Source organism: Falsiroseomonas ponticola, from assembly GCF_016805305.1.
GTDB classification, from domain to species: domain Bacteria; phylum Pseudomonadota; class Alphaproteobacteria; order Acetobacterales; family Acetobacteraceae; genus Falsiroseomonas; species Falsiroseomonas ponticola.
This window is the reverse complement of sequence record NZ_JAERQN010000006.1, coordinates 1-25,418: the sequence shown is the minus strand read 5'-3', so window position 1 is coordinate 25,418 and position 25,418 is coordinate 1. Positions and strand designations below refer to the sequence as shown.

General features: G+C 71.6%; 25 protein-coding genes and 3 tRNA genes. 11 read left to right on the top strand and 17 right to left on the bottom strand.

The window, feature by feature from the left end:
- Positions 1 to 7: 7 nt before the first annotated feature.
- From JJI54_RS17840 to JJI54_RS17800, 9 genes are all read right to left on the bottom strand, one after another.
- Positions 8 to 1,354 carry a hypothetical protein gene (locus tag JJI54_RS17840; protein ID WP_226381886.1) on the bottom strand — a complete coding sequence of 449 codons (1,347 nt, stop codon included), beginning with the start codon at positions 1,352 to 1,354 and terminating at the stop codon, positions 8 to 10.
- Entirely contained in the window at positions 1,351 to 2,694 is a 1,344-nt protein-coding gene (locus tag JJI54_RS17835) for a hypothetical protein (RefSeq protein WP_203074381.1), read from the bottom strand. Before JJI54_RS17835 ends, JJI54_RS17840 begins: the two co-directional genes overlap by 4 nt.
- Before the next feature lie 11 nt (positions 2,695 to 2,705).
- Positions 2,706 to 3,173 carry a molybdenum cofactor biosynthesis protein MoaE gene (locus JJI54_RS17830; protein ID WP_203074380.1) on the bottom strand — a complete coding sequence of 156 codons (468 nt, stop codon included), beginning with the start codon at positions 3,171 to 3,173 and terminating at the stop codon, positions 2,706 to 2,708.
- Between the two features lie 2 nt (positions 3,174 to 3,175).
- Positions 3,176 to 3,427, bottom strand: a complete 252-nt coding sequence (gene moaD, locus JJI54_RS17825) for a molybdopterin converting factor subunit 1 (protein WP_203074379.1) — start codon at positions 3,425 to 3,427, stop codon at positions 3,176 to 3,178.
- 16 nt (positions 3,428 to 3,443) lie between these two features.
- Complete coding sequence (locus JJI54_RS17820) at positions 3,444 to 4,196, bottom strand: hypothetical protein (protein WP_203074378.1); 753 nt, start codon at positions 4,194 to 4,196, stop codon at positions 3,444 to 3,446.
- 22 nt (positions 4,197 to 4,218) lie between these two features.
- The gene (gene pgsA / locus JJI54_RS17815; RefSeq protein ID WP_203074377.1) at positions 4,219 to 4,848 is read right to left on the bottom strand and encodes a CDP-diacylglycerol--glycerol-3-phosphate 3-phosphatidyltransferase; all 630 of its coding nucleotides are present in this window, start codon (positions 4,846 to 4,848) and stop codon (positions 4,219 to 4,221) included.
- Positions 4,849 to 4,902: 54 nt separating this feature from the next.
- Positions 4,903 to 6,870 (bottom strand): excinuclease ABC subunit UvrC, encoded by a 1,968-nt coding sequence (uvrC, locus tag JJI54_RS17810; protein ID WP_203074376.1) that lies wholly within the window; start codon positions 6,868 to 6,870, stop codon positions 4,903 to 4,905.
- Between the two features lie 331 nt (positions 6,871 to 7,201).
- Entirely contained in the window at positions 7,202 to 7,597 is a 396-nt protein-coding gene (folB, locus tag JJI54_RS17805; protein WP_226381885.1) for a dihydroneopterin aldolase, read from the bottom strand.
- Positions 7,594 to 8,382: an SDR family oxidoreductase gene (locus tag JJI54_RS17800; RefSeq protein ID WP_203074374.1), complete on the bottom strand. Its 789-nt coding sequence runs from the start codon at positions 8,380 to 8,382 to the stop codon at positions 7,594 to 7,596. Before JJI54_RS17800 ends, folB begins: the two co-directional genes overlap by 4 nt.
- Before the next feature lie 96 nt (positions 8,383 to 8,478).
- Here JJI54_RS17800 and JJI54_RS17795 point away from each other — a divergent pair, with 96 nt between their 5' ends.
- Positions 8,479 to 8,910, top strand: a complete 432-nt coding sequence (locus tag JJI54_RS17795) for a hypothetical protein (protein WP_203074373.1) — start codon at positions 8,479 to 8,481, stop codon at positions 8,908 to 8,910.
- A 3-nt stretch (positions 8,911 to 8,913) separates the two neighbouring features.
- On the opposite strand, the gene JJI54_RS17790 is transcribed toward JJI54_RS17795, so the two are convergent.
- The 3 genes from JJI54_RS17790 to uvrB all read right to left on the bottom strand — a co-directional run bounded on the left by JJI54_RS17790 (position 8,914) and on the right by uvrB (position 12,549).
- A complete protein-coding gene (locus JJI54_RS17790; RefSeq protein ID WP_203074372.1) occupies positions 8,914 to 9,873 on the bottom strand; it encodes an ABC transporter substrate-binding protein in 960 nt (319 codons plus the stop codon).
- 105 nt (positions 9,874 to 9,978) lie between these two features.
- Complete coding sequence (locus JJI54_RS17785) at positions 9,979 to 10,209, bottom strand: hypothetical protein (protein WP_203074371.1); 231 nt, start codon at positions 10,207 to 10,209, stop codon at positions 9,979 to 9,981.
- Positions 10,210 to 10,344: 135 nt separating this feature from the next.
- On the bottom strand, positions 10,345 to 12,549 hold the full coding sequence (uvrB, locus tag JJI54_RS17780; RefSeq protein WP_226381905.1) for an excinuclease ABC subunit UvrB: 2,205 nt from the start codon (positions 12,547 to 12,549) through the stop codon (positions 10,345 to 10,347).
- A gap of 73 nt (positions 12,550 to 12,622) precedes the next feature.
- Between uvrB and JJI54_RS17775 the strand changes: the two genes are divergently transcribed.
- The 6 genes from JJI54_RS17775 (at position 12,623) to JJI54_RS17750 (ending at position 19,336) form a co-directional block, all read left to right on the top strand.
- A complete protein-coding gene (locus tag JJI54_RS17775; RefSeq protein ID WP_203074369.1) occupies positions 12,623 to 13,096 on the top strand; it encodes a CYTH domain-containing protein in 474 nt (157 codons plus the stop codon).
- Positions 13,097 to 13,217: 121 nt separating this feature from the next.
- Entirely contained in the window at positions 13,218 to 14,018 is an 801-nt protein-coding gene (locus tag JJI54_RS17770; RefSeq protein ID WP_203074368.1) for a hypothetical protein, read from the top strand.
- A 41-nt stretch (positions 14,019 to 14,059) separates the two neighbouring features.
- On the top strand, positions 14,060 to 14,743 hold the full coding sequence (locus JJI54_RS17765; RefSeq protein ID WP_203074367.1) for a hypothetical protein: 684 nt from the start codon (positions 14,060 to 14,062) through the stop codon (positions 14,741 to 14,743).
- A 162-nt stretch (positions 14,744 to 14,905) separates the two neighbouring features.
- Positions 14,906 to 16,912, top strand: coding sequence for a sensor histidine kinase (locus JJI54_RS17760; protein WP_203074366.1), 2,007 nt, complete (start codon positions 14,906 to 14,908; stop codon positions 16,910 to 16,912).
- 413 nt (positions 16,913 to 17,325) lie between these two features.
- Positions 17,326 to 18,210: a glycosyltransferase gene (locus tag JJI54_RS17755; protein WP_203074365.1), complete on the top strand. Its 885-nt coding sequence runs from the start codon at positions 17,326 to 17,328 to the stop codon at positions 18,208 to 18,210.
- Between the two features lie 94 nt (positions 18,211 to 18,304).
- The gene (locus JJI54_RS17750; RefSeq protein ID WP_203074364.1) at positions 18,305 to 19,336 is read left to right on the top strand and encodes a hypothetical protein; all 1,032 of its coding nucleotides are present in this window, start codon (positions 18,305 to 18,307) and stop codon (positions 19,334 to 19,336) included.
- 163 nt (positions 19,337 to 19,499) lie between these two features.
- Here the strand turns inward: JJI54_RS17750 and JJI54_RS17745 are convergent, their stop codons facing one another.
- Positions 19,500 to 20,321: an FkbM family methyltransferase gene (locus JJI54_RS17745; RefSeq protein WP_203074363.1), complete on the bottom strand. Its 822-nt coding sequence runs from the start codon at positions 20,319 to 20,321 to the stop codon at positions 19,500 to 19,502.
- Positions 20,322 to 20,666: 345 nt separating this feature from the next.
- Positions 20,667 to 20,741, bottom strand: a tRNA-Thr gene (locus JJI54_RS17740).
- Between the two features lie 162 nt (positions 20,742 to 20,903).
- Here JJI54_RS17740 and JJI54_RS17735 point away from each other — a divergent pair.
- Complete coding sequence (locus JJI54_RS17735) at positions 20,904 to 22,538, top strand: hypothetical protein (RefSeq protein WP_203074362.1); 1,635 nt, start codon at positions 20,904 to 20,906, stop codon at positions 22,536 to 22,538.
- Here the strand turns inward: JJI54_RS17735 and JJI54_RS17730 are convergent.
- The 3 genes from JJI54_RS17730 to rlmB all read right to left on the bottom strand — a co-directional run bounded on the left by JJI54_RS17730 (position 22,470) and on the right by rlmB (position 24,722).
- Positions 22,470 to 22,697 carry a hypothetical protein gene (locus tag JJI54_RS17730; protein WP_092961097.1) on the bottom strand — a complete coding sequence of 76 codons (228 nt, stop codon included), beginning with the start codon at positions 22,695 to 22,697 and terminating at the stop codon, positions 22,470 to 22,472. The genes JJI54_RS17735 and JJI54_RS17730 overlap by 69 nt on opposite strands.
- Before the next feature lie 106 nt (positions 22,698 to 22,803).
- Positions 22,804 to 23,571 (bottom strand): 2-keto-4-pentenoate hydratase, encoded by a 768-nt coding sequence (locus JJI54_RS17725; protein ID WP_203074361.1) that lies wholly within the window; start codon positions 23,569 to 23,571, stop codon positions 22,804 to 22,806.
- A complete protein-coding gene (gene rlmB / locus JJI54_RS17720) occupies positions 23,568 to 24,722 on the bottom strand; it encodes a 23S rRNA (guanosine(2251)-2'-O)-methyltransferase RlmB (protein ID WP_456305599.1) in 1,155 nt (384 codons plus the stop codon). Before rlmB ends, JJI54_RS17725 begins: the two co-directional genes overlap by 4 nt.
- Before the next feature lie 255 nt (positions 24,723 to 24,977).
- Between rlmB and JJI54_RS17715 the strand changes: the two genes are divergently transcribed.
- The 3 genes from JJI54_RS17715 to JJI54_RS17705 all read left to right on the top strand — a co-directional run.
- Positions 24,978 to 25,059: transfer RNA gene (locus JJI54_RS17715), tRNA-Tyr, on the top strand.
- A 78-nt stretch (positions 25,060 to 25,137) separates the two neighbouring features.
- Positions 25,138 to 25,211: transfer RNA gene (locus JJI54_RS17710), tRNA-Gly, on the top strand.
- A gap of 86 nt (positions 25,212 to 25,297) precedes the next feature.
- The coding region (locus tag JJI54_RS17705; protein WP_237214376.1) for a GTP-binding protein at positions 25,298 to 25,418 on the top strand (121 nt) is incomplete at its 3' end.

Here is a 25,418-nt window from a genome sequence, read left to right as displayed (position 1 = left end):
GGCGCCGCTACGCCCGCGCCGCGGGCGGGATGGCGGCGGGCCGCGCCGCCCGCGGCAGCAGCACGAGCCCGACCGCCAGCGGCAGCAGCCAGGCGATGCGCGCCTGGTAGCGGTGGTGCGGCTTGGACAGCGCGCCGGTCGCGGCCGCATTCGCGAGCAGCGCCACCAGCGCGATGGCCAGCAGGGCGCTGCCCGCCCCGCCGCGGCGCAGGCCGCGCCGCCAGGCCAGCCAGGGCGCCAGCAGGGCTGAGCCCAGCAGCACGGGCAGGTGCGGCAGCAGGAAGGGCTCAGCCAGGGCGGGCAGCGTGCCGCGCATCTGCGCGCCGGCATCGAAGGCCGCCAGCTCCTCCGGCGGGAAATAGCCGGCGATGGCGCGGCGGGCGGAGAGCACGAGGTGGTCATCCACCAGCGTGTCGCCCACCGCCGTCTTCACCAGCTGCGCCAGGGCGTTGCGCAGCGCGGCCAGCGCGACCTCCCCCGGGTGGGTGGCGAGCGTCTCCGCGATGATGGCCTGCGCCTCCGCGGCGCCGCGCATCGCGCCCATCGGGCGGGGGCTGCCATCGGGCTCGGTGTTCAGGGGGCTGGCGGGGTCCCAGAGGAATTCGTCGCTGTCGATCGGCAGCCGGTCCGCGAAGGCGCACAGGTGCCAGCCGGCGGCGGGGCAGCGGTCCCGCACCACGGCGGTGGCCGGCCCATCCGCCTGCAGCCGCGCCAGCAGGAAGGCGGCGCCGTGCGGCGATGGCGTGAAGCGGTCGAAGGCGGCCAGGTTCGCCAGGCACAGCAGAAGCACCGCCGCCAGCGCCGGCGCCGCCGCGCGCAGCACCGGCCCGGCCTTCCAGGCCAGCAGCGGGATCGTGCCCAGCACCGCCAGCACCGTCGGCAGGTGGGACAGGTGGGCGGCGATGAACAGCGTCGCCAGGGCGCCCACCCACCAGGCCTCCCCGCGCCGCAGCCCGCCGAAGGCCAGCAGGAACAGCGCCAGCGGCACCAGCGCGGTGAAGGCATCGGGCATCAGCGTCGCCAGGAACCAGGGTGCCGCGGTCAGCCCCGCCAGCCCCGCGCAGACCAGCAGGTGCCAGGCCAGCCCCGCCCGGCCCCGCACCGCCCGCTGCGCCAGCCAGACCAGGTGGGAAGCGACCAGCCCCTGCGCGACCAGCGGGCCCCAGAGCGAGCGTTCCCAGTGGAACAGGTGCAGGAAGGGGCCATAGGCCTGGGTCTTGTCCCAGGGCACCTCCGGCGCCGTGGTGTGCAGCAGGTAGGAGACGGTGTCGATGAAGACCAGCGGGTAGTGGTTCAGCCCCGCCGGCCAGACCAGCACCGCGCCGCCCAGCAGCACGGCGACCAGCGCGGTCATGCGCGCCTCGGCAGCAGCGCCAGCCCCGCGATGACCGGCATGAGCCAGAGGATCCGCGCCTCATACCGCAGATGCGGCTTGGACAGCCCGCCGGTCGCCACGGCATTGGCGGAGACGCCGACCAGCACGCCCAGCACCAGGCCGAGCCGCCGGACCTCCCCCGCCTTCGCCGCCCGCCACCAGGCCAGCAAGGCGAGCCCCGCGCCCAGCAGCAGCACCAGCGCATGCGGCCAGAGGAAGGGCGCGGCGGCGGCCGGCAGCAGGCCGCGGGATTGCAGCGCGCCGTCATAGGCCGCGAGTTCGCGGGGCGGGAATGCCTCCGCGATGCGCGGCCGGACCGCGGCGGCCAGGTGGCTGTCCACCAGCGTGTCGCCCGCCAGCGCCAGGGTGAATTGCCGGAGCGTGTTGCCGACCAGCGCGGTCGCGACCTCCAGCGGGCGCGCGCGCAGCGTCTCCCCCACGATCACCCCGGCCTCGGCGGAGAGGGCCGCGCCGCCGAGGAAGCGGGGCGTGCCGTCCGGCGCGCGGTTCACCGGGCTGTCGGCGTCCCAGAGGAAGGCGTCGCTGTCCATCGGCAGCCGGTCGGCGAAGGCGCAGAGGTACCAGCCGGCCTCCGGGCAGCGGTCCCGGATGACCGCCGCGGCCGGGCCATCGGCCTGCAGCCGCGCCAGCGCGAAGGTGGCGCCATGCGGGGAGAGCGCGGCGCGGCCATGCAGCGCCGCGTTGCTGGCCACCAGCGCCAGCACCGCCACCGCCAGTGGCGCCGCCACGCGCAGCACCGGCGCGACGCGCCGCGCCACCAGCGCCACCAGCAGGATGATCGCCGCCGCCAGCGGCAGGTGGGAGAGATGGGCGGCGATGCCGAGCGCCGCCACCAGGCCGCACCACCAGGCCTCCGCCCGCGAAAGCCGGTCCGCCGCGAAGCCCAGCAGCAGCAGCGCCAGCAGCACGGCGGGGGCGAAGACATCGGGCATCAGCAGCGCGATGGTGAAGGGCGCGGTGGTCAGCGCCGCCGCGCCCGCGCAGGCCAGCAGGTGCCAGCCCGGCCTTGCCTGGCCGAGCAGCGCGCGCTGCGCCAGCCACAGCAGGTGGGACAGCAGCAGCCCCTGCGCCAGCACCGGGCCCCAGAGGGAGAGGTGCCAGTGGAACAGGTGCAGCAGCGGCCCATAGACATGCGGCTTGTCCCAGATCACCAGCGGGCCGGAAGGCGGCGGCGCGGTCTGGTGCAGGAAGGCGCCGGTATCGCTGAAGACCAGCGGATAGCCGTTGAGGAAGGCGGGCCACACCAGCATCAGGGCGCCCGCCATCAGCCAGGCGAGGCCAGCGAGGCGGCGGGTCAAGGCCCCCTCCTTCAAGCTCCGGTCTGCCAGCGGGCGCTGGCGGCGTCGTCGCTGGCCTTGGCCTCAACCCAGCGGGATTCGCCGCCGGCGAATTCCTCCCGCTTCCAGAAGGGGGCGCCGGTCTTCAGCCAGTCGATCAGGAAGGCGCAGGATTCCAGCGCCGCCGCGCGATGGGCGGAGGCGGTCAGCACCAGCACGATCCCTTCCCCGGGCAGGATGCGGCCGACGCGATGGATCACGGTGCAGCCGGTCAGCGGCCACCGCGCGCAGGCCTCGGCGGCGATCTTCGCCAGCGCCCGCTCCGTCATGCCGGGGTAGTGTTCCAGCACCAGGGCGGAGAGCCCGTCATCGCCGCGGCAGATGCCGATGAAGCTGGCGATGCCGCCGACATCGATGCGGCCCTCCGACAGGCACGCCGTCTCCGCCGCCAGGTCGAAGCCCGCCTCCTGCACCAGGACCCGCGGCGTGATCACCGGCATGCTCAGCCGCCGGTCACGGGGGGGAAGAAGGCGACCTCGTCGCCCGGCGCCACCGGCGCGTCGGGCGGCGCGAATTCCTGGTTGACCGCGGCGCGGACCTGGCGGGGATCGGCGAAGGCCTGGGCATGGCCGGGGCCGCGCGTCGCCAGCCAGGCGACCAGCCCGGCCACGTCGCGGATCTCCGCGGGCGGGGAGACTTCCTCCTCCGCCAGCCCGATCCGCTGCCTGACCCAGGCGAAGTAGAGAAGCTTCAATCCGCCACCCTGTTGCTCAATTGGGCACGACGCGGGTGCTGGTCCGGCCATCCGGGCCGATCCAGGTCTCCACATTGCCGTCCCGCACCACGGCGCCGCCGCCCTGCGGGCCGGTATAGCCCTGCACGCGGCCCGTGCCGCCCGTGCCGGTCACGGCCTGGCCGGAGGGCGTGGTCAGCGCCCGGCCCTCGACCCGCGGCGGGGGGGGAGAGAGGGCGCCGGGCGCCGCGGCCGCCGCCGGGCTGCGGGCGAAATCGCCGGGCGCGCCGGGGCCGGCGGGCGGGGTGGAGGAGCCGCGCCGCGCCGGCCGCGCGGCCGGCTGGTCCCCCGGCGTCGGCACCGGGGAGGAGGCGGCGGGCGCGCCATCGATCAGGGAGGGGCGATAGGCCGGGATGTTGCGCATCGCCTCGTCCGGCCCGCCGAGCAGGGTCGGCCGCGGCGCCTCCTCCGCCGGCCAGACATTGCCGGCTTCCGGCACCAGCGGCTCCACCGCCGGGTTCGAGCCGCGCACCCGCTGCACCGTCAGGCTGTCGGAGGCGACCACATTGGTCGGGCCCATGAAGGGGGACCAGAGGCTGTCGAAGCCGGCCGAGATGCTGGAGCCGACCGAGGAGAGGTCGCCCGAGCAGGCCGTGGCCAGCAGGGCCAGGCCCAGCACGGGGGAGGGCAGGCGCCCGCGACGCGGGGCGGCGGGAGGAATGGTCGAAGGGGCGGCGGCCATGACGGCTCCCGTGATCGCGGTGTTCGGGGCGAAGATGCGCTGCACCATGGCTGGCCTCAAGGGGTAAGGGTCACGGGCGCAGCGGCGTCTGGGCGGGTTGCGCGGCGGGATCGCGGGGCGGCGGCGCCGCGGCGCCGGTGACGTGGCGGAGCCCGGCCTGCAGGTAGTCCCACCCCGTCAGCAAGGTCAGCACCGCGGCGGTCCAGAGCATCAGCTCCCCGATCAGGGAAACCGGCAGCCAGCCGAGCCAGACCAGCGGCGCCGCCGAATCGCCGGCCAGCAGCGTGCCGAGCGCGCCCATCTGGAAGCCGGTCTTCCACTTCGCGAGCTTCGTCACCGGCAGGCCGAGCGACAGCCCGGCCAGGTATTCGCGCAGCCCGCTGACCAGGATCTCCCGCAGCATGATGACGATGGCGGGGAACAGGCCGAAATCGGTCAGCCTTCCCATGCCCGCCAGCAGCATCAGGGCCGCGCCGACCAGCAGCTTGTCCGCGATCGGGTCCAGCATGCGGCCGAAATCGCTGATCTGCTTGCGGGACCGCGCCAGCTTGCCGTCGAAGTAATCGGTGATCGCGGCGGCCGAGAAGATCACGCAGGCCGCGAGATCGGCCCAGGGTTCGCGGATGGCGGCGAAGACCACCAGCAGCGGGATGGCGGCGATGCGCGACAGCGTCAGCAGGTTGGGCAGGTCTGTCGGCACGCGATCATCCGGCCCCGGGGGGCGCGCTGGGTGTGGGGTGGGGGCTGGCGGGGGTCATGCGTCGCCCATCCTACCCGTCCCGGCCCCCGGGTGGAAATGCCCATGGATCCGCCGCGCCACGGCGGGGCCGATTCCGGGGCAATTCTCCAGATCCTCCAGCCCCGCCATGCGCACGCCCCGGGCGGAGCCGAAATGGTTGAGCAGCCTCCGCTTGATGGCGGCGCCCACGCCCGGCACGTCATCCAGCTCCGACCGCACCATGGCCTTGGACCGCCCGGCGCGGTGGGTGGTGATGGCGAAGCGGTGGGCTTCGTCCCGCAGCCGCTGGAGGTAGTAGAGCACGGCGTCGCGCGGCGGCAGCTGGAAGGGGTCCTTCCCCGTCTGGTGGAACCATTCGCGGCCGGCGTCGCGGTCCGGTCCCTTGGCGATGCCGACCATGGGGATGTCGTGCAGCCCCATCTCGTTCAGGATCTCCCGCGCCGCGGAAAGCTGGCCGGCGCCGCCATCGATCAGCACCAGGTCGGGCCAGCCCTCGCCCTCCCGCCCCGGATCCTCCTTCAGGGCGCGGCCGAAGCGGCGCTCGAAGACCTCCCGCATCATGGCGAAGTCGTCGCCGCCGGTGGGGGCGGCGGGGGGCGTGGCGGTGGCGGGGCGGGCGCCGCCCGCGGGGCCCTTGATGGCGTATTTCCGGTAGGCGGATTTCAGGAAGCCGGAGGGCCCGGCCGCGACCATCACGCCATAGGCGTTGGTGCCCATGGTGTGGCTGTTGTCGTAGATCTCGATCCGCTCCGGCGTGTCCGGCAGGTCGAAGACCCGCGCGACGCCGGAAAGCAGGTCCGCCTGCGCGGCGCCTTCCGCCATGCGGCGCTCGATCGCCTCCCGCGCATTGGTGGCGGCGTGGTCCACGGCGGATTTCTTCTCGCCGCGCTGGGGGCGGTGGATCTCCACCTTGCGGCCGGCCTTGAGGCTCAGCGCCTCGACCAGCAGCTCCGCATCGGTGGGGTCGTGGCTGACCAGCACCAGGGGCGGGGGCGGCAGGTCGTCATAGAGCTGGCCGAGGAAGGCGCCCAGCACCTCCTCCGGCGGCTGTTCCGACTTGGCGTGGGACAGGAAGAAGGGGCGGTTGCCGTTGTTGCGGCCGCCGCGGAAGAAGAAGACCTGGACGCAGGACTGCCCCGCCATCTGGTGCAGCGCCACCACATCGGCGTCGTTCACCCCATCCAGGTTGATGCGGTCCTTGCCCTGCACATGGGTCAGGCCCCGGATGCGGTCGCGGATGCTGGCCGCGCGCTCGAACTCCATCCGCTCGGCGGCCTCCTCCATCTCCTTCGCCAGGCGCTTCTGGATGGAGGGGATGCCGCCGGAGAGGAATTCCTTCGCTTCGCGGACGAGCGCCCCGTAATCCTCCCGGCTCACCCGCTCCACGCAGGGGGCGGAGCAGCGCTTGATCTGGTGCAGCAGGCAGGGGCGGGTGCGGCTGTCGAAGACGGTGTCGCGGCAGGAGCGCAGCAGGAAGACGCGCTGCAGCGCGGTCAGCGTCTGGTTCACCGCCCAGACGCTGGCGAAGGGCCCCCAATAGCTCGCGCCCTTCCGGCGCTCCCCGCGATGCTTGGCGATCTGGGGGTAGGGGTGGTCCTCCGTCATCACCAGCCAGGGATAGGATTTGTCGTCCCGCAGCACGATGTTGAATCGCGGGCGGAGCTTCTTGATCAGGTTGGCCTCGAGCAGCAGGGCCTCGGCCTCGCTCGCGGTGGTGATGACCTCCATGCGCCGCGTCTCGAACACCATGCGGCGCAGGCGTTCGGGCAGGCGGGCCACCTGGGTATAGGCGACCACTCGCTTCTTCAGGCTGCGCGCCTTGCCGACATAGAGCGCGTCGCCCTTGGCATCGAGCATCCGGTACACGCCCGGCGCCAGCGGCAGGGTGCGCAGCGTCGCCTCGATCACCTCCACCCCCTGCATGACGGGGGCGGGCGGTGCCTCGGGCGAGGGGTCGGGGGGCGGGGTGTCGGGGTCGGTCATGGCGGGTCAGGTGGGGTCTGTCGGGCGTCGGGGCGACGGGTGAGACGTCCCTTAAGGGGGGATGACGTTGTCCACCGAAGCTGTGGAAAACTCTGTGGGTGACTGGTGCCGGGAGGGGCGGAAATGGCCGTCATCCGCCAGTCACATAGCTTTGCCCAGTTTTTGGGCGGTTTTGTTAAGCCATTGATTTACTGTATTTTAAGGACTGCACAACTCTTGTCGGCGGCGTCAAGCCCATCTTCTCCATTGACATAAAAAACGGGACTCGCGCGGTCGTGAGCGCAGTGGAAAAGTCATGCGCCAAACCCTTGCGCAGGCAGCAAAGATCGGATCAGCCCCCGCGCACACGCTCCACCACCACCCCGACCGAGGCGACATCGGGAAAGGCGTCCGGCTTCTCCACCGTGACGCGTGCCCGCTCCACCCGCGCATCGGCCAGCGCCGCCAGCGCCACGCGCTCCGCGAGCGTCTCCACCAGCAGCACATGGCCCGCGGCCACCACCTCCCGCGCCGTTTCCACCAGGCGGGCGTAGTCCACCACCCGGCGGAAATCATCGGGGCCGACCGCCGCGGGCGCGGCATCGTCCTGCACCACCAGCTCCACCCCCAGCACGATCCGCTGGGGACCCGCCTTCTCATGCGGGTGGATGCCGAGGCGTGCCATCAGCTCCAGCCCGCGCACGAAGACCACCCGGCGGCCTGTTTCCGCCTGGGGCGCATAGATCATTCGGCGATCTCCGCGGCGCCGGCTGCCGGCGCCCATTGCAAATGCTGCCCGCCATCCAGGGCGATCATCTGCCCCGTCATGGCCGGCAGGGCCAGGATGGCGAGCACCGCGCGCGCCACCTCCTCGGCACTCGTCCCGTGCTTCAGGGGCACGGAGGCGCATTGCCGGTCGAACTGTGCCTGGCTCTGGCGCGGCGACGGCATGGCCGGGCCCGGCCCCACCCCGTTCACCCGGATGCGCGGCGCCAGCGCCAGCGCCAGCGTCTGCGTCAGCGTCCAGAGCGCGGCCTTGGAGACGGTGTAGGAGACGAAATGCGGCGTCAGCGACCAGACGCGCTGGTCCAGCAGGTTCACCACAACGCCTTCCGCCCCCGCGGGAAGCCGCTTCGCCACGGCCTGGGCCAGCACGAAGGGGGCGCGGAGATTGGGCTCCAGGTGCCGGTCCCAGCTCTCCCGCGTCGCGTCGTCCCATTCGTCGCGCTCGAAGGTGGAGGCGTTGTTCACCAGCACGCCGACCGGGCCGAGCGCGGCCTGCGCCGCCGGGATCAGCCCGGTGACCTGGGCTTCCACCGCGAGATCCGCCTGCAGCGCGATGGCGCGGCGGCCCGTGGCCTGGATGCGTGCCACCGTCTCCGCCGCCTCGGCCGCGGAGGTCGCGTAGTGGATGGCGATGTCGAAGCCCGCTTCCGCCAGGGCAAGCGCCGTCGCCTGGCCCAGCCGCTTCGCCCCCCCGGTCACGAAGGCGGTGCGCGGGATGGACCGCGGGATGAAGTCGGAGAGGAGCATGGAACCTCGCTGATAGCCCGCGCCGGGGCCGATGGCCAATCTTGACCCGGCGCATCAAGGCGCCGAAGGCTGGGGCTAGCTTGGGGGGAAGGCGGGATGCGCAAGGTTCTGGTGGTGCTGGCCGGCATGGCGATGGCGGGTCCCGCCCTGGCGCAGGGGCTCAGCCTGCCGAATCTTGGTGGCAGCCAGGGGGGCAGCCAGGGGGGCGGCCTGGGGGGCGCGCTCGGCGGCGCGCTGGGCGGGGGCGGGGGTACGCAGGGCGGCAGCGCCGGCGGCCATGCGCCCGCCACCCTTTCCGCCCTGCAGGGCGTCTTCGGCCAGCAGACGCCGGAGCAGAAGCGGGCCTTCTGCACCCGCGTGGCCGGCGCCGCCCGCCAATGCGGCCTGACGCTGGACATGACGGTGCTGGGCACCTGCCTGGTGCGCAGCCTGCCCGCGGAGGATTCCGCCCGCGTCGCCCGCGTGGCCAATACCGCGCGCGGCAACCCCGCCGCGCTGCTGTCGGAATGCGGCGTGGGGCTGCGCTGACGCTCAGCCCAGCCCGCGCAGGAAGCGGTCGTTCAGCAGCGCGTCGAGGTCGATCGCCGCCCGCAGCACCCCGGCATCCCGCAGCACGGCAAGGGAGCGTTCGGCCAGCGGGCGCAGCTCCGTCGCCACGAAGGCGCGGTTGCGCGGCAGGTCCAGCCAGTCGAAGTGCCGGGCGCTGCGGGCGAATTCGGCGGCGGTCTGCCGGGTGCGCTGGCCCATGATCTCATGCGCGCGGTCGGGCTCCCGCTCCATCATGGCGATGGCGGCGAACCAGGCGCGCAGGATGCGCTGCACCGCCTCCGGGTTGCGTTCGATGAAGGCAGGGGGGAAGGCGAGGGTGTCGATGACGCAGGGATGGTCCAGCGTCGTCGCCACGATCCGCGCGCGGGCGGGCCCCAGATCCCGCAGCTGGCTGAGATAGGGCTCCGTCGAGACGGCGGCATCCACCTCCCCCTCCGCCAGCGCCTGCGCGGCCAGGCGGGGGTTGCGCGTGTCGAGCAGCAGCGAATCGAGCGGCAGCCCCTGTTCGCGCGCCATGCTGGCCAGCACGAAGAAGGAGGTGCTGCCAGGCCGGTCCACCGCCACCCGCTTGCCGCGCAGGTCGCCCCAGCCCTGGATGGCGGGCCGCGCCGCGATGCCGTCGCTGCCGCGCGACCGGTCCAGCACCAGCACCTGCTGCAGGGGCATGGTCGCCGCCCAGCCCAGCAGCGTGTCGAGCGTGGTGACCACGCCATGCAGGCTGCCCGCGGCCAGGGCGGCGGCGCGTTCGCGCTGCGGCACGAAGCGCGTCTCCACCTCCAGCCCCTGGGCCAGGAAGAGGCCGGCCTGGTCGGCCAGCGTCAGCGGCGCGAAGCCGGGCCAGCCCGACATGCCGATGGTGATGCGGGGAAAGGCCTGCGCGCGCGCCACGGCAGGCGCGCCAAGCGCCCCGGACAAGGCCGCCAGGACAAGGCGACGACGCATCGCTGTTGTTCCCCCGGGGCCTCCTGCGCCCCGAGGGTAGCCATCCCGCGGGATGGCGCAAGCCGAGGCCGCCCGCGCATCGCCGTGATGCGCGGAGCGGCAGGCTCAGCGCGTCAGCGCGCCCACGGCCGCGCCGCCGGCGCCGCCGATCAGCGCGCCGGTGATGGCGGAGCCGCCGGTCAGCGCGCCCACGGCCGCGCCGCCCGCCGCGCCGATCGCGCCGCCGGAGAGGGCCCGCTGCTGCGTGCGGTTCATGCCGGAGCAGGCGGCCATCGGCAGGATGAGCGCGAGGGCAAGCGCGAGCCGCGCGGCGCGGCGGAGCGTGGTGGACTGCATCGTCACATCTCCCATGTGGTGAGCGGGGTGACGTGCAATACAGCGCCGGGTTGCGGCGCCGGTAGGGCAGCCGCTGCCTTTTCAGCGCCATGACCCATCACGGCTTGGCGACCGGAACGGATCGCGGGGCGTGCTTCAGCGCCGCTTGCGGCCCTTGCCGCCGCGGCCCTTCTCCGGGTCGTAGCCGCCGCCGCCGGGGCCGAGCGGCTTCGGCTTCCAGTCCTGCTTCGCCCGGCCGCGTCCCTTGCCCTCCGCCGCCGCGGGCGCCGCTTCCTGCAGCGACCGTCCCGCGAGGTTCGGCTGCAGGCCGAGCTCCAGCGCCTCCAGTCGCTTGATCTCGTCGCGGATGCGGGCGGCTTCCTCGAATTCCAGGTCGGCGGCGGCGGCGCGCATGCGCTTCTCCAGCTCCTGGATCGCCGCACCCAGGTCCTTGCCGACGAATTCCGCGGTGCTGTCGCCCTCCACCGCCTCCACCGTGACGTAGTCCTGCTCGTACACGGATTGCAGCACGTCGGAGATATCGCGCCGGATGGTCTGCGGCGTGATGCCGTGCGCCTCGTTCCATTCCTGCTGCCGCGCGCGGCGCCGCGCCGTCTCGCCGAGCGCCTTCTTCAGGCTGTCGGTCATGACGTCGGCGTAGAGCACGACGCGCCCTTCCGCGTTGCGCGCGGCGCGGCCGATGGTCTGGATCAGGCTGGTGGTGGACCGCAGGAAGCCTTCCTTGTCGGCATCGAGGATCGCGACCAGCGCGCATTCCGGGATGTCGAGACCCTCCCGCAGCAGGTTGATGCCGATCAGCACGTCGAAGACGCCGCGGCGCAGGTCGCGGATGATCTCGATCCGCTCCAGCGTATCGACATCGCTGTGCAGGTAGCGGCAGCGGATGCCGGTCTCCGTCATGTAGTCGGTCAGGTCCTCCGCCATGCGCTTGGTCAGCGTGGTGACGAGGACGCGGCCGCCCTTCTTCGCCACCTCCTTGCACTCCGCCAGCAGGTCATCGACCTGGCCTTCCACGGGCCGGATCTCCGTGACGGGATCGACCAGGCCCGTGGGACGGATCACCTGCTCCGCGAAGGCGCCGCCGGTGCGCTCCATCTCCCAGGGGCCAGGTGTGGCGCTGACGAAGACGGTGTCGGGGCGATAGGTCTCCCACTCCTCGAACTTCAGCGGGCGGTTGTCCTTGCAGCTCGGCAGGCGGAAGCCGAATTCGTCGAGGATCGATTTCCGCGCGAAGTCGCCGCGATACATGCCGCCGATCTGCGGCACGGTGACGTGGCTCTCGTCCACGATCAGCAGCGCATTCTCCGGCAGGTATTCGAACAGCGTCGGCGGCGGGTCGCCCGGCGCGCGGCCCGTCAGGTAGCGGCTGTAGTTCTCGATTCCCTTGCAGCTGCCGGTCGTCTCCAGCATCTCGATATCGAAGGTGGTGCGCTGGTCCAGGCGCTGCGCCTCCAGCAGCCTTCCCTGCGCCGTCAGCTCCGCCAGCCTTTCCTTCAGCTCCGCCTTGATGCTGACGATGGCCTGCTGCATCGTCGGCCGCGGCGTGACGTAGTGGCTGTTGGCGTAGATGGAGACGCGGTCCATCTCCGCGCCGATCTCCCCGGTCAGCGGGTCGAATTCCTTCAGCCCGTCGATCTCGTCGCCGAAGAGGTTCACGCGCCAGGCGCGATCCTCGAGGTGCGAGGGCCAGATATCCACCGTCTCGCCGCGGATGCGGAAGGTGCCGCGCTGGAAGGCGCTGTCGTTGCGGCGGTACTGCTGCTCGACCAGCCCCTTGATGAGGTGGTCGCGCTCGATCCGCCCGCCGCGCTCCAGCTTCACCACCATGCGCGAATAGGTCTCGACCGACCCGATGCCGTAGATGCAGGAGACGGAGGCGACGATCACCACATCCGACCGTTCGAGCAGCGACTGCGTGGCGGAATGCCGCATGCGGTCGATCTGTTCGTTGATCTGCGCATCCTTCTCGATATAGGTGTCGGTGCGGGGCACATAGGCTTCGGGCTGGTAGTAGTCGTAGTAGCTGACGAAGTATTCCACCGCGTTGTCGGGGAAGAAGCTCTTCATCTCCCCGTAGAGCTGCGCCGCCAGCGTCTTGTTCGGCGCCAGGATCAGCGTCGGGCGCTGCACCTGCTCGATCACCTTGGCCATGGTGAAGGTCTTGCCGGAACCGGTGACGCCGAGCAGCACCTGGTCGCGTTCGCCGCGCCGGATGCCCTCCACCAGCGTCGCGATGGCGGTGGGCTGGTCGCCCGCGGGCTCATAGGGGGAGACGACCTTCAGCGGGATGCCGGATTCCGGCACCGGGCGCTTCTGGGGGATGAACTGGACGGGGGACATGACGTTCATGGCCCCCCTAATGTGGGCGCAGGCACGGGCTTCCGGTAGCCTTTTCCCCGCGCCGGGAGAGCCGATGGGCATCGAGATCGAGCGGAAGTTCCTGGTGGCGGGGGATGGATGGCGCGCGGCGGCCGAGGGCCCGGCCGTGCCGATCCGCCAGGGCTACCTCTCCGCCCCCGGCGCCGGCGGCGCCACCATCCGCATCCGCCGCGCCGGCCCGGCGGCCTTCCTGACCGTGAAGGGCCCGGGCGGGCTGGTCCGCGCCGAATTCGAATACCCGATCCCGCCGGAGGATGCGGAGGCGATGCTGGCGCTCTGCACCACGCCGCCGCTGGCCAAGGCGCGCTGGTCCGTCCCCCATGCCGGCCACCTCTGGACCGTCGATGTGTTCGAGGCGCCGGCTTCCCTGGCCGGGCTGGTGCTGGCGGAGGTGGAGATGGAATCGGCCGATGCCGACCCGCCGCTGCCCGCCTGGCTGGGGCGGGAGGTGACGCAGGATGGCCGCTACGCCAATGCCGCGCTGATCCGGGACGGCATCCCGGACTGACCGGGACTTCCTTCCGCTCGCGGCGCTGTGCGGCCTCGTGCCGCTAGCGCGACGAACATTCCCGGTGCGGCTTCGTTGTTCCCCCACAGGGCGCATTGCGCGCCGGAGGAGGAACCAGATCATGCGCAACAGGCAGACCATCATCGCGGGCGCGGTCGCGGCGTCGCTCGGCTTCGCCGCGGCCGGGGCGCTCGCCCAATCCGTCACGCCGCAGACGCCGGACACGCCGCAGCGCGGCAACCCGTCCTCCATGCCCCAGGGCAGCCGCGCGGGCGAGGCGCCGGGCATGAACCCCGGCAATCCGGGCAGCGCCGGCCAGGGCACGACCGCCCAGCAGGTGAACCCGAGCCCGATGCCCCCCGGCAGCCGCGCCAACCAGGCCCCCGGCATGGGCGCCACGAATACCGAGGTCGATCGCGCCGTGCAGTCCCAGGCGGGCGGCGCGCTGCCGGGCAGCACCTCCCCGGCCGATCCGTCCTCCCCCCGCCCGGGCGTGACGGCGCAGGGCACGGGCGTGCCGGGCGGCACCGCGCCGGGCATGACGCCGGGCGCCGCACCCGCGGTGCGGGCGCAGGCCGATCCGCCCGGCAGCACCCCGGCCCGGCCGGCGGACCCCGCCACCCCCGGCACCACCGGCACCGGCGCGACCACGCCCGGCGCGGCCACGCAGGGCGGCGGCGCCAGCACCAACCCGCCGGCCGCCACCACCCAGCACACGGAACCCCGCACCGCCGCGGCCCCCGTCGCCGGCGCCAATTCCTTCACGGAAGGCCAGGCGCGCGCCCGCATCGGCGATGCCGGCTTCACCGATGTGCAGGAGCTGCGCCTGGACGAGCAGGGCATCTGGCGCGGCCGCGCCATGCGCAACGGCCAGCAGACCGGCGTGGCGCTGGACTACCAGGGCAACGTCGTCGCCCAGTAGGCCGCGCCACTTCGACCAGCCAATTTCAAGGAGATACGACCATGGCTTCGCGTACGATCGCCCGGATGTTCGATACCTCCATGACCGCCCATGCCGCGGTGCGGGACCTGGAGGAAGCCGGCTTCGCCCATGACGACGTCACCTACATGGGCAACCAGGATGCCGATGCCGCCAATGATTCCGTGGCCGGTGGCGATTCCGTCAGGGGCTCCGAAGGCAGCGGCGCCGGCACCGGCGCCACCCTCGGCACGGTGGTCGGCGGCGGCGCCGGCCTGCTGGCCGGGCTCGGCGCCATCGCCATCCCGGGCATCGGCCCGGTGGTGGCGGCGGGCTGGCTGATCGCCGCGCTGACCGGCGCCGGCGTCGGCGCCGCCGCGGGCGGGCTGCTCGGCGCGCTCACCTCCTCCGGCCTGCCGGAAGACACGGCGGCGTCCTACAGCGAGGGCGTGCGCCGCGGCGGCCACCTGGTCGTCGTCCGCACCGACGACACCCGCGCGGCGGAGGCCGAGCGCATCCTGGAAGCGCGCAACCCCGTGGACATGCAACGGCGTGAGGCGGAGTGGCGCGACGGCGGCTGGGCCGGCGGCGTGCCGGCGGACCCGATGCTGGGCGCCGCCACCACCGGCAGCACCGCTGGCGTGGTGCATCCCAGCGGCACGCGCATGGCGGATACGCTGCCGGGCGCGAATGACCCGCTGCGTGACCGCCGCGGCGACGTCGCCTGAGGCTGTCGCGATCCTGGCTTGAAAATACAGCCAGGAGTTGAAAATCCCCCGGGCCCTTCGCGGCCCGGGGCCACGCGCTTGTGACGCAACGGCGCTGGTTCGCCATGGGAGAGTATCGCCAACGGCGCGAGCGACTCGCGCCCTGGGGAGAGCCGGCGCCGCATGCGCTTGTCGTCGCGCATCATTGCGCTCTGCGCCGCCGCCGTCCTGCCCGCTCTGGCGATCCAGGCCTGGCACGAGGTCGCGCTCCGGCAGGCCCGCATCGCGGGGGTGGAGCAGGAGGCCCGGCGCTTCGCCCTGCAATCCGCCTCCGAACTCGGCCGGCTGCTGGAAGGCGCGCGCAGCATGCTGGCCGCGGTGGGGGAGGCGCATCTGCGCAACGGCGGCTTCCCCGGCTGCTCGGAGGGGCTGGCCGCGCTGACGGGCCGGATGGAACGCTACGGCTCCATCGGCATCGCCAATGCGTCGGGCGAGATGCTGTGCAACTCCATCGGCGCCGCCGCGCCCCCCAGCATCGCGCAGCGCCCCTATTTCCGCGCCGCCATCGCCACCGGGCAGTTCCAGGTCGGCGAGCTCATCACCACGGGCGGCCGGCCACCCTTCCTGCCCGTCGCCCTGCCGATCCTGGAAGCCGGCCAGCCCGCCATCGTCGCCATCGCCAGCTTCGATGCCGCCTGGCTGTCGGCCAACCTGGTGGTGGAGGGCGCGCTGCCGCCCGATGGCTCCGTCACCGTCGCGGACCGGGACGGCGTCATCGTGGCCCGCTTCCCCCAGGCGGAGCGCTTCATCGCCACCCGCATCCCCGACGCCTTCCGGCAGCTGGTGAACGCGCCGGAGCCCGGTGTCCTCCAGGTGACGAGCCAGGACGGCACGCATCGCATCCTGGCCTACCTGCCGGCCGCGGTGCCGCCGGTGCAGGGCCTCTATGTCAGCGCCGGCTACGGCACCGCCGCCGCCTTCGCGGAGATCGACCGCGCGACGCGCCGCGCGGTGCTGATGATCCTGGCCGGCCTCGCTTCCGCCCTCGCCGCCGCCTGGGTCTTCGGGCGGCTGGCGCTGCGCGACCCGGTGGACCGGCTGCTGGACACGATGCGCCGCTGGACCGCTGGCGACCGCGGCGCGCGCAGCGAGGCGACGCAGGGGTGGGAGGTCGGGCGCCTCGCCGCCGGCTTCAACGCCATGGCGGATGCCGTCGCGCTGCGGGAGGAGCAGCTGCGGCAGGAGGAAGCACGGCTGCGCGCGGTGCTGGACCAGATGCCGGTCGCGGTGGTGCTGGCGGAGATCCCCTCCGGCCGCGAGACCTATCGCAACGCCCGCGCCCAGGCCCTGCTGCCTCTCCCGAACGAATGTCCCGATTCCGACCCGATGGCGGAGCCGCTGCGGCGCGCGGTGGCGGAGGGCGTGGCGACGGAGGGGCTGGAGCTGCCGCTGCGGCGGGCCGATGGCAGCGAGACCGCGCTCTCCGTCAGTGCCGCCGCCGTCGCCGCCGCGGGCGGGGAGAGGATGGCGGTCGCCGCCTTCCTCGATGTCGGCGCGCGGCGGCATGCCGAACGCCAGCAGGCGCTGCTGACGGCGGAGCTGCGGCACCGCGTGAAGAACGCGCTGGCGGTGGTCCAGGCGGTGGCGTCGCAGACCCTGGCGCAGAGCGAGACGCTGGAGCAGTTCAAGCAGGCTTTTTCAGGCCGGCTGAACCATCTGGCGCGCGCGCAGGACGCGCTGTTCGAATCCGCCGATGGCGCCGTGGAGCTGTCCGCCCTCATCGCCTCCACCCTCGCCCCGTTCGGGGAGATCGTGCGCTGGCAGGGCCCGTCCATCCCGCTGCCCGCCAAGCAGACCCTGGCCATGGCGCTGGTGCTGCATGAGATGGCGACTAATGCCGCCAAGCACGGCGCGCTGCGCCCGGGCGCGAGCGGCCGCGTTTCCATCCAGTGGCGCCTGGCGGAGGAAGACCTGGTGACGCTGGAATGGGAGGAGGCGGCCGCCCTGCCGGTCGCCCAGTCGGCGCGGCGCGGCTTCGGCGGCCGGCTGATCGACCGCTGCGTGGCGCATGATCTGCGCGGCCGGGCGGAGCAGGAGATGCGCGCGGACGGCCTGGTCTGGCGCCTGCGCTTCCCCCGCCCGGGCCGACCGGCCGCCATCGATGCCGCGCCGATTGAGGTGGTGGGGTAGGTGGGGGCCGGCGATCCCGGGCACCGGCCTGCTTGGCGTCTAGGCTGCTAAGAGACCGTTTGAGAACACCGGCGGGTCGGTTTCGCTGGGCTTTTCCGCGCCGGGTGCGTCGCCGGACTTGCCGATGCAACCAGCATCGGCTGCGCCCGGCTCCTGCCCAGCACGAAAAACCCCTCGCGGATCCTCAGCCGCCGGTGTTCTCAAACGGTCTCTAAGTCACTGGCCGGGCGGGCGCTTGGCGGCGGTCTGCGATCCGGTATATCTCCTGTCTTGCTGACGGCCACCGGCAGCGCTGGCGCGGCTCGGCGCTTGGTCGTCTTGCGACAGCTCATGCCATGCCTCAACGGAGGTCAGTGTTGTTCACATTCTTTATGCGCCCCCCCAAAAAGGGATGGCCAGCTGATCTCCGGACTATGTCGCCGGACAAACAGCCGGAATACTTCGTTACTGGCGTGACGGCGTGGGTTCTGCAGACCTACCTGAGGCTGAAGAAGGCGGGCTTCGATGTCCAGTTGTCGGTCGGCGAACCCATCCCGCCAGGGGTCGCAATCACGCATTCCGACTTCTTTGGAAGGATGTGCGCGCACCTCACGGATCGTGCGCGCACGGCGACGGTCAGCATAAGAGCCGATCGTAGCCCCTGTACCCAGGCGGACTTCGAGATCGTCCAGAATGAAACTCAAGTTCTATCGGAACGCGAGCGTTTCGTGCATCACTGGCCGCAGCCGGGCTTGAAGCTGCGGCCGGCGGATCGCGGAAGCAGGGTCGAAGTCGCTTCTGCCAAGGCCTTCGCAGTTCACCCAGCATTCACGGGACCGGCGTTCATGGAAGCGCTGCAGCAGGCCGGTATCACCTGGGATTTCAAGCCACTGTCCGCGGTTAGGGGCACGCGCCCACCTTATACGGTCGCTCGCGACGATGCTTGGGCGGATTACAGCGGCGTCGACCTCATCATCGCCCTCCGTGATGGCGAGCGGAGCTATGACCACAAGCCGCCGACGAAGCTAGTCAATGCATGGCTTGCTGGGACGCCGGCTATTCTCGGCCCTGAATCGGCCTATCAGGCCCTCCGCCAATCCGATCTCGACTATATCGAGGCGGTGACGCCCGAGGCCTGTCTTGAAGCGGCACGAGCTCTGAAGTCCGACCCTGCTCGGTACATGGCGATGATCGCAAACGGTCGCCGGCGAGCCGAGGCCTTCTCGACCGACGCCATCTGCCGAAACTGGATCGGCGTTCTCGGATCGATAGCCGGGTGGGTGTCGGCCCGGCGGTCCGATTCCGTCGGACAACCCTGAGGGCGAGGCGCTTGACAGCGTCGCAAACAGCAAACAACGGTACAGCAGTGCTGGTCAAAGGCGCGCGACAGCGCATGGATCGAAGGATGGTGCCTTGGTTGCCGAAACCGCCGCCTACGATGGTCTGCCCGAAACGCTGGAGTACAGCGGTGAATTCGGCACTGAACTGATCATCTTCCTGCCGTTTGTGACCTGGCTCTCGGAAGCTGGCCTTCTGCGGGACCGCTACGTCAAGTCTTACAAAGGAATGGGCTGTTTTTACGCGCATGTCGCATGCAAGCGTTTTATTGAGAAGGATGACACCCGGGGCTGGGTAAGGCTGGACCAGCGTCCTCGATGGCTGCCCATCAGGCACGAGGACACTTTTGACCGCACCTATGCACCCTGCGCTCATCACAGCTATCCTGATTTAAGAGCATTGTTCTCGCAGGCCGATTTGCGTTCGTCACGACTTAATGGTTGCAGGCCTATTCTTGTTGTCCACAACAAATACAATAGGGAATGGAAGTTTAGGCAGCCGATCAACTACTTGACGCTGAAGTCGCTGCGCTCGATCTTCGAAGCGTACTCTTCTGTCTACCAAATTGTGTATATTAGGCACGGGTTGAAGCCAGTTGGCGAGACATATTCGCATGACCGTAACGCATTTGTCGCGGATTTCCAAGACGCTGCCTTGTTGCTCGAATATCCCAACGTCCTGAGCTTCGACGATATTTTCGACGAGCACATTGCGAAGGGCGGTTGTCCGGACATCAACCTCGTAAAAAACGCAATCTACGCCAGGTCGTATCACTTCATCAGCGCTCAGGGCGGCGGCACCTATCAATGCGCCTACTACTCTGGCTCGCTGTTAATGATCCAGCACCGGACGGGCATTGAGCATAGCTGGCCCTATATCGGCTATTTCCGTTACCTCGCTAAGCCGCCCGTGCATTTGGCCATCGCCACGAGCGAAGCTGCCCTGATTGCCGGGCTTCCCATATTTGATTCACCGGCCGTGCGTGACGGAGCTGCCCAGATGCGAGCCGATCGCCGACAGTTGGCCCAGCATCTTGATGCCGGCCGGCCAGAACTGCTTGCGATGCCTTTGTACCGCGACCTTGGTGGCGTGCCGCCGCCCTTGTAGTCGGCTGCGAGCTACCGGCGTCGCGGATGCGGTCGGACGGCGCCGCCCGCGACCGGAAGTCCGCGGATCACAATGCCTGCTCCCAGCGACAGACACCGGCGCTCACGGCACGGCCGAGAGGATACGGCGTCGAGCCCGCATCTGGTTGCGGCGCCTGCAATCATTACGCGATGTGATAGAACCAGTTTTCGCCTCGACGATATTTATTTTGGATGCGATCCGCCATGGCCGCATCGGCGGCCGCTGTGCAACCCGGGAGGAAACGATCGTGGAACTCAGCAACGACAACGGCTGTCTTGGCAAGCCAGTCGCGATGAATGCTTTCAAACACCGATTTCTCGGCGCCTTCGATGTCGATCTTAAGGCAGTCAATCGTGTCCAGGCTGTATTTTTGCATCAATGTATCGACTGTGTACGCCAGTGTACGCATCTCGGCGACCTTACTTGTATCGGCAGGCAAGGTGCGCGTGCCCCAGGAGCCGAGCGACCCTCGTCCAGTTGCGAACTGTAGGTCCAGGCTTGTATCCTCGCCCCACAGCGCGCCCAGTAGAAGCTCGACGCCCGGAATGCCACCACAGTTACGATTAAGCTGTTCGAAGTTGGACGGATCGGGTTCGATTGCGATGATGCGGGCGTTGGGAAAGCGCGACTTAAACCACACCGTGGCGCATCCTATGTTGGCGCCAGCGTCGATGATGGTCCTGACCTCGTCACCTGCTTTCGCTGTGTACGGCTGCCGCGGCTCGTACTCGTTCTTGATAAATACTTTTTCGAAAACCTTCTGATCGGTTTCCCCAGTACGGAGCCAGAACTGCGTGTTGGTTGCCTGAATATTAACCGCGACTTCGGTGAGATGGAAATTTTCAATGATAGAGGGGTGAAGTCGTGTTTTTCCGATTGTGAGCATCGTGAAGCTACCTGCTGTGCCTGCTGAGGGATGGTAGACATGCAAGCCGTCTTTGGCAAGCTTGATGTAGAAAGCCAAATAAGTGCGTTTCGTGTGTGTCGTTATTTCGGCAGTTGTGCTGGCTAACTGCGTTTCGCAAAGTATTGAGGCGTGCAGCGACGCGGCGCCACAGTAAGCGCCGCTTAGGAGTGGCAGATCTGCTGGGTTAGCTTTCCTGACGTGGGCTAGGCACGCGAGCGCGTCCGGGTCGATGGTAGCGCGGTCGCGTGCCGATTGAAGTACGGAGGTCATTTAAGGACGATTGGACCGCGTTACGGTGCGCGAGGCGCAAGCGGGGGTGGCCGATGCGAATCGATACCGCGATCGGAGCGGTCTAGCTGCCATAGGCAGCGTGGCCCTAGCAAAGGCGGCACCGCTGCAACATGGTGCCGGGTGAGGGGATCGAACCCCCGACCTTCGGTTTACAAAACCGCTGCACTACCGCTGTGCTAACCCGGCCGCCGCCACAGCACTAGCGCGGCGCGGGGTGCTTCTCAACCGTTTCCGCGCGACCGCGCCGCCCGCGAATCGGGTGCGGGGTCACGCCATCTTGTTGCGCCCCCGGGCATCGTCCCGCCCGCCGCCGCGTCTTGCGCAACGGTATCGCGGGGATTTCGCCACATGGTTCCGGCCCTTCTGCGCCAGGGCGGCTCGCGCGCCGCCCTGGCCATCGTGCTGTTCATCGCCACGCTGGCCGTCGGCGGCGGCGCCGTGCTGCGCTCCGCCGAGTATGACGAGGGCTATACGAGCCTCGTCACCTCGCCCGTTCCACGCCCCGCCTGGCCGGAGGCGCCGTTCACGCCGAGGGACGCCGCGCCCGTGCTGGCGGCGGTGGTCCCGCCCGCGGAGGTCGCGCGCCAGCTGCGGGAGACGGATGTGCATCCGCCGCTCTATTTCTGGGCCGCCGGCCTGCTGCGGGAGGGGGGGTTCACCGGGCTCGGCGCGCTGCGCGCCTTCTCCATGCTCTGCGCCGTCGGCGCGGTCGCGGCCTTCATGGCGGCGGCGCGGGTCGTGGGGATTCCGCCCCTGGCCGCGGGGCTGCTGACGGCCCTGTCCTACGGCTTCGCCTATACCGGCGGCGTGGCGCGGGGCTTCGCGCTGGCGCATCTGCTGCTGGGGCTGGCGGCGCTGGCGGTGGTGCTGGCCTGGCGGCGCGGCCGCGCGCCGGCGGGGCTGGTCGCCGCCGGCGCGGCGGGGCTGGCGGCGGGGCTCGCCTCCTTCACCAACTACCTCGCGGCCTTTCCGGCGGCGGCGCTGCTGGGGTGGCTGCTGGTCGCCCCCGGTCTCGGCTGGGCGCGGCTGCGCCTGTTGGTGGCGGCGGCGCTGCCCTTCCTGGCGCTGCAACTCGCCAACCTGTCCTATTTCCTGCCCCAGCGCGGCAGCCGGCCGGAGCAGTTCGAGCCCTTCGCCCTGCTTCCCGCGCTCAAGCTGCTCGGCCAGTTCAATGCGGCGAACCTGTTCGGCGGCCTGCCGCTCTATGCCGAGGGCGTGGCGCGGCTCGGGCTGGGGGCCGCGCTGGCGGGGCTGCTGCTGGCGGGGGCGGTGGTCGTCGCCTGGCGCTGGCGCGGGCTGGGGCCGACGCGCTGGCTCTGGCTCGGCGGCTTCGCGGCACCCTCGGCGGGGCTGCTGCTGCTGGGCGCCATGGCGGGGAACACCCCGGTGGAGCTGCGCTACCTCGCCTTCGCCGCGCCCTTCGCGGCGCTGCTGCTGGCGGGTGCCGCCGGCGCGGTGGCGCAGCGCCATCCCCGCGCGGCGCTAACGGGGCTCGTCCTGCTGCTGGCCGTGCAGGGCGCCGGCATCGCCGGCATGGCGCTGCATCCCGCGACGCGCCAGGCCTATCGCGACGCGATCGCCGCGCTGGCGCCCGCGCTGGGGCCGGAGAGCCTGCTGCTGGTCCCGCGCGGCAATGACGGCGTCGGCATCGTCGTCGCCACGCTGCGGGAGGCACCGGCCGACCAGCCGATGCTGCTGCTGCGCCCGATGGAGCCGGCGCCGCTGCCCGTGGCGACCGGCGGCTATCGCCGGCTCGTCGTGCTCGGCATCACGGATCGCGACGGCGCGCGGCAGGTGGAGGCGGCGCTGGCCGCGCTGCGGGCCGACCCGGCCTGGCGCGAGGCGCCGGCGGCCTGGCGCGATGCCCGGCGCGGCTTCGCCGCCTGGGTGTTCCAGGCGGCGCCCCTCGCCGGGTCAGGCGTGGCCGACCTGACCGAAGGCGTCGTCGTTGGTCGCGCGCACCACGGCGGCGAAGAGCCGTAGGGCATCCGGCCCGCCGCGGTCGGACAGCGTGCCGCTCTCCATCTCCTCGGCCAGCATCTCGGCATGTTCCGCGAGCGTCTCCGCCGCGCGCCGCAGCGCCTCGCGCGACAGCACGAGCTGCAGGTCCTCGGGCAGGTTGTTCCAGTTGGCGATTCGCATGGCTTTCCCGTGAGAGGATGCCTTTCTGGCGAGTCGCCGCCCGGGTGGTCGCGGCAGGAGCAGAATGCCCGCGCCGGGTTGCGCGATGATGAACGCCGCGCCCCCCTCAGGTGAATTCGACCGAGACATCCCCCAACGTGTCGAAGGAGACCGTGACCTTCGTCGGCCCCTCGATCCAGGCCGGCGGCGTGACGGAGCCGAGGAAGACCACCTGCCCCGCCTTCAGCCCGCCGAAGACCTCCGCCGCGCCAGAGCCCGCGAGCCAGGCCAGCGCCTCCATCGGATGGCCGAGCAGGTCGGCGCCCACGCCTTCGCCATAGAGGCCGCCACCCACCGTCATCCGCCCGCGCGTGGCGCCGAGGTCGAGCTCCCGCCACCCCTCCCGCGGCGCGCCCAGCACGCCGCCGGCGTGGAAGACCTGGTCCGCGATCAGCGTCGGCGTGCCGAGCGCGGCGAGGTCGCCATAGCGCTTCTCGACGATCTCGATGGCGGCGAAGACCTCCGCCACCGCCGCCGCCGCCGCCTCCCGCGTGCAGGGGCCGAAGGGGATGTCGGCGCCGAGCCGGAGGCCGACCTCGCATTCCACGCCCGGATTGACGAAATCGGCGAAGCGCAGCCGGGCCGGGGTGGCGTGCAGGCCGGCCGCGGGCACGAAGCCGGCGGCCGGGCCCGTCAGGCCGAGATAGGCCTGCATCTGCTTCGTCGTCGCGCCGATCTTGAAGCCGGCGGGCGGCACCGCGCCCATGGCCGCCGCGACTTCCCGCTGCGCGGCATAGCCGGCCGCCGCATCGGCGGGCGCGGCATCGCCGAGCGGGGCCAGCAGCCGGCGGCCATGCCGGACGTCCAGGATGGCGGTGGCGGCTCTGCTCGTCATTCCTCGCTCTCCTCCTCGTCCCCGGCATCGGCCGGGATGGCCGCCGGTTCCGGCTGGCCGCGCGCGATCTCGTAGAGGGCCACGGCGGCGGCGGCGGCCACGTTCAGGCTTTCGACGCCGGGCGCCATCGGCAGGCGGACCAGCTCGTCGCAGGTCTCCCGCTGCAGGCGGCGCAGGCCCGCATCCTCCGCGCCCAGCACCAGCACCATGCGCCGGTCCCGCGCCACGCCCTCGGCCAGGGTGCGCTTGCCCTCGCCAGCCAGGCCCAGCACCCAGAACCCCGCCTTCTGCAGGCTGACGATGGCGCGGGAGAGGTTCACCTCCCGCGCGATGGGCACGAGTTCCAGCGCGCCGGAGGCCGCGCGCGCCAGGGCGCCCGTCTCCGGCGGCGCGTGGCGGTCCTGCATGACCACGCAGGCGGCGCCGAAGGCGGCGGCGGAGCGCAGGATGGCGCCGACATTCCGCGGATCCGTCACCTGGTCCAGCACCAGCACGGGGCCGGTGCGCGTCGCGATGCAATCCTCCAGCGGCAGGGGCGGCAGCGGTTCCGTCAGCAGGGCGGCGCCCTGGTGGACCGAATCCTCCGGCAGGAAGGTCTGGAAGCGGTTCTTCTCCACGCGCTCGGCCGGGATGCGCCAGGGCCTGGGCAGGGTTTCCGCCAGTGCGGCCTCGGCCTCCACCGTCAGCAGCAGGCGGCGCGGGCGGCGGCGGGGATTGGCCAGCGCGGCGGAGACGGCGTGCAGGCCATGCAGCCAGATGGTGCCGCCCGGCGCCGCATCCCGCGCGATGGCGGCCGGGGAGGGGCGGGGCAGCCTGGCGGGGGCGGGGGCTTCCACGGGGCGGGGCTTGGCATCGCCCATGCCGCGGCGGTCGCGGCCGCGCGGGGCGGGGGCGGCGGCTTCCGGCTCCTCCCGCGGCGGGCGGGGGGCTTCGGGACGCGGGCGGTCGAAGCGCGGCGCCTCGGCCCTGGGGCCGGGGCGGTCGGCACTGGGGCCGGGGCGGTCGGGCCTGGGGCGCGGGCGCTCGGCGGCGGCCTCCGGCCCCGCGGCGCCCTTCTGGCGATGCGGCTTGCCGACCAGCGGGCGCGGCCCGAATCGGGTGGAACGATCGCCGGCGGGCGCGGCATCGGCGCGGGGCGGGCGGCCGCCCATGCCGGGTTTTCCACCGCCGGAAGGGGCCCGCTGGGGGGATCCCGGCGGGGCCGGTCGGCGCGGCGGGCGGGGCGGGGCGGGGGGCTTGCGGGGCATGGCCCCATGTCGCGCGCCGCGGCCCCCCCTGTCCAGCATCGCGGGCGCTCATCCCTGTCGTGGCCGCGCGGCACTTCTTCGCGCTGCGCGCCGTTGACAGCGGGGCCGCGACCGGGCAAAGCCCCGCCCGCTCAAGCTGGCAGGTCCGGGACGGACTGCGGAGGGGTGCCCGAGTGGCTAAAGGGGGCGGACTGTAAATCCGCTGGCTCAGCCTACGTTGGTTCGAATCCAACCCCCTCCATATCTCCCCAGGCCCGCCGCGCATGAGGCGCAACCCGGAACCACCGGGCGGCGCAGCGCCGCATACCGGCGTCGCGGCGCGGGTGTAGCTCAATGGTAGAGCACCAGCCTTCCAAGCTGGCTACGGGGGTTCGATTCCCCTCACCCGCTCCACGCGCGCGGGCGAGCGGGCACGGTCTGCGCGCGGGACAGCAACAGATCTCCGGGGAACGCCCCGGTCGAGAGCGGGAACAGGGCAGATGGCCAAGGCGAAATTCGAGCGGACGAAGCCGCACTGCAACATCGGCACGATCGGGCACGTGGACCATGGGAAGACGTCGCTGACGGCGGCGATCACCAAGGTTCTGGCGAAGACGGGTG